Source organism: Microvirga pakistanensis (genome assembly GCF_004458765.1).
In the GTDB taxonomy this organism is placed as follows: Bacteria; Pseudomonadota; Alphaproteobacteria; order Rhizobiales; family Beijerinckiaceae; genus Microvirga; species Microvirga pakistanensis.
Map to the genome: position 1 here is coordinate 1 of NZ_SPJX01000170.1, position 223 is coordinate 223.

At 65.9% G+C, this 223-nt stretch carries 1 protein-coding gene; it reads left to right on the forward strand.

The annotated features are described in order from the left end of the window. On the forward strand, positions 1–223 hold a 223-nt coding region (locus E4K09_RS07595), incomplete at both ends, for a thiamine pyrophosphate-dependent enzyme (protein WP_134496154.1).

The following is a 223-nucleotide window of genomic DNA, read 5'->3' on the forward strand; positions in this document are numbered from 1 at the left end:
CAGGGCGTGGTGGCGGAATGCTTCGGGCTTTCGGGCCTGCGCGGCCACCGCACCGGCGGCTGGATTTCCTTCATCATCAACAATCAGATCGGCTTCACCACCGATCCGCGCGTCTCGCGCTCCTCGCCCTATCCGTCGGACGTGGCGAAGATGGTCGAGGCGCCGATCTTCCACGTGAACGGCGATGATCCCGAGGCCGTGGTCTTCGCCGCGAAGGTCGCGA